Below are 2,644 nucleotides of genomic sequence, written 5' to 3'. Positions count from 1 at the left end.
TGCGCGGCGACTGACAGGATGCGAGCGTAGCGACAATCAAGATGAGAATCGGTTGTTGGGGTGTCGGTGAAGGGCGGAGGGCGTAGCCCGAAGCCCGTAGCCGAGACCCCAACAACCGATGGCCCTTTAATGGAGGAGCCGCAGATCGTCGGGGCCGACCCAATATTCATTGGCATATCCAGATTGGCGGGAGATGCCGTGAGTGCCGGGTTGCCAAGTCAACGATCATCAAATGAGGCTTTTCATGAAATTGCGACAGACCAACCCGGTCCCGGTGGCTGCGGCGAAGGCCGGGTTCAGCACCGCGACGGGCTACCGGATCGCGAGCGATCCGGTGCTTCCTTCACACCGTAAAGCGCCCCGCGGCCGACGGCGACCTGATCCGTTGGAATCGATCTTCGAGAGCGAGATCGTACCAATGCTGAAGGCGGCACCTGGCTTGCGGGCGGTGGCGATCTTCGAGGAGATGCGCCGTCGCCATCCCGATCTCGATTTTGGGGTTCGCCGCACGATGGAGCGTCGTATCCGTGCCTGGCGGGCCGTTCATGGCCCGGAACAGGAAGTGATCTTCCGCCAGACTCATGAGCCGGGGCGAATGGGCCTTTCGGACTTCACCGACATGAGGAGCCTCAAAGTCACGATCGCGGGTGCGCCCCTCGATCACCTGCTTTACCACTTCCGCCTGGTGTGGTCAGGCTTCGAACATGCCCATGTCATCCTGGGCGGCGAGAGCTATGTCGCATTGGCTGAGGGGCTGCAGAACGCGCTTTGGATGCTGGGCGGCGCGCCGGGCGAACACCGCAGCGACAGTCTGTCGGCCGCGTTTCGCAACCTTGATGCCGATGCCCGTGCGGACTTGACCACACGCTACGACGCCTTGTGCGAACATTATGGCATGACGCCGACCCGCAACAACCGCGGCATCGCGCATGAGAATGGCAGCGTCGAAAGCTCCCACGGCCATCTCAAGGCGGCGGTGGAGGATGCGCTGGCGATGCGTGGATCGACCGACTTCGAGGACCTCGCGGCCTATCGCAGGTTCATCGACGAGATCGTTGCCCGAAAGAACCGGCGCAGTGCCGCCCGCATCGACACAGAAAGGGCAACGCTCAAACCGCTACCTGATCGTCGCACCAGCGACTACGAGGAACATATCCTTCCCGTCACCTCGTCCAGCACCTTCGTTCTGCGCAAGGTGTTCTACACGGTGCCGTCACGGTTGATCGGGCATCGACTGCGTGTGCGCCTCTACGATGATCGGCTCGATCTGTTCCTGGGCGGCAGTTATCTCATGACCCGGCCACGCGGTCGCCCGAAAAGCGCTACCGAACATGGCTATGTGGTGGATTACCGTCACGTGATCCATAGCCTCAGGCGTAAGCCGATGGCCCTGCTGCAGCTGACCTATCGCGACCAGTTGTTCCCGCGCGAGGCGTACAGGCTCATGTTCGAACGGCTGCTCGAAGCCATGTCCGAGCGTGACGCTTGCCGCAAGATGGTCGAGTTGCTGTCTATGGCCCATGAACGGGCCTGCGAGGCCGAGCTTGCCGATCTTCTCGCCCAGGACCTTGACGAAGGCCGGCTGCCTGACATCGCCGCGTTGCGAACGCGCTTCTCGCCCGATCCGGCCGCGCTGCCCGAGGTGGTGGTCGAGCTTGGCCCCCTGACCGACTACGATGCCCTGCTGCTGGGAGAGGCCGCATGACCAAGGCCCATAACGTCGATGCCCAGCGCCTGAGCTTCATCCTCAACGAGTTGAGGCTTCCTGCCATCAAGGTGATCTGGCCCGAGTTTACCGAACGTGCCGACAAGGAGGGCTGGCCTGCCACCCGACTGCTCGCTGCACTTACCGAGCATGAAATGGCCGAACGTGACCGGCGTAGGATCGAACGTCATCTGAGCGACGCACGATTACCACCGGGCAAAACGCTCGACAGCTTCGCCTTCGACGCCGTGCCGATGGTCTCGCGGGCGCAGGTCACGGCCATGACCTCGGGCGACGGATGGCTGGAAAAGGGCGCCAATCTCATCCTGTTCGGCCCGCCGGGCGGAGGAAAGAGCCACTTGGCGGCAGCCATCGGCCTGCAACTTGTCCAGAATGGTTGGCGCGTGCTGTTCACCCGCACGTCCGAGCTGGTCCAGAAGCTTCAGCTCGCGCGCCGCGAACTGGCGCTCGAATCCGCCATCGCCAAGCTCGACAAATACCACCTGCTCATCCTGGACGACCTCGCCTATGTCGCCAAGGATCAGGCTGAAACCTCCGTGCTCTTCGAGTTGATCAGCGCACGCTATGAGCGCCGATCCATGCTCATCACGGCCAACCAGCCCTTCGGCGAATGGAACCGGGTCTTCCCGGATCCCGCCATGACGCTCGCGGCCGTCGACCGTCTCGTTCATCACGCCACCATCTTCGAGATGAATGTCGAGAGCTATCGTCGCAGGGCCGCCCTCCAGCGACAGACAGGGGCTGGAAGGACCCCAAAATACGCGACAATCAAATCCATCGAGAAAATGTCGATCAGCGACAATCAGAGCGAAGAATCGCCCTTGCCAGCGACAATCTAACCCGGCACCATGAACCCGCCGCGACAATCTGTTCTCATCCTGATAGTCGCTGACCTCTCACCCAGATCGTCGCGCTATA

2 protein-coding genes are annotated in these 2,644 nt (G+C 62.0%); both read left to right on the top strand.

Annotated features, from left to right (window positions below; genetic code table 11):
• Positions 1-232: 232 nt before the first annotated feature.
• Positions 233-1,705 (top strand): IS21 family transposase, encoded by a 1,473-nt coding sequence (istA, locus tag KRZ98_RS19780; protein WP_161626247.1) that lies wholly within the window; start codon positions 233-235, stop codon positions 1,703-1,705.
• Positions 1,702-2,565 (top strand): IS21-like element helper ATPase IstB, encoded by an 864-nt coding sequence (istB, locus tag KRZ98_RS19775; RefSeq protein ID WP_004211466.1) that lies wholly within the window; start codon positions 1,702-1,704, stop codon positions 2,563-2,565. Before istA ends, istB begins: the two co-directional genes overlap by 4 nt.
• The last annotated feature ends 79 nt before the right edge of the window (positions 2,566-2,644 follow it).

Origin of the sequence: Sphingobium sp. AS12 (assembly GCF_019097845.1) — a bacterium.
GTDB lineage: Bacteria > Pseudomonadota > Alphaproteobacteria > Sphingomonadales > Sphingomonadaceae > Sphingobium.
Note: the sequence above shows the minus strand (reverse complement) of the source record. Positions and strands in the feature narration are given on the sequence as shown.